General features: G+C 59.8%; 1 protein-coding gene. It reads left to right on the top strand.

The genetic code is table 11. The features are described 5' to 3' along the window. Positions 1-236, top strand: a 236-nt coding sequence (locus EOD29_RS36825; protein WP_206520616.1) for a hypothetical protein, incomplete at its 5' end; no start/stop codon positions are given. Positions 237-244 lie beyond the last annotated feature (8 nt).

Below are 244 nucleotides of genomic sequence, written 5' to 3'. Positions count from 1 at the left end.
CGCGTTTCGACCATTGCCTGAATGATCTTTCCTGTGCAAAACGCGTGGCCGAAACCCCTTCGAGGGCTGCGGCAAGAGTCGACCCCACCAGGGTGGATATGAGCGATGCATTCCCCTATGCGGTTGCCGCGATCACAACGACGCCCCTCGTGCCACCCTTTCGACAACCCGCCATCGGCTGCCGGTTTCGCGTGGTGCCGCGCGGATATTGGCATTGCAGGCAATCTCTGATCTAGTCTGCAAC

This window comes from Mesorhizobium sp. M1A.T.Ca.IN.004.03.1.1 (genome assembly GCF_003997555.1).
Lineage (GTDB): Bacteria > Pseudomonadota > Alphaproteobacteria > Rhizobiales > Rhizobiaceae > Mesorhizobium.
The sequence above is the reverse complement of the archived record's forward strand: the minus strand, read 5'-3'. Positions and strand labels throughout refer to the sequence as shown.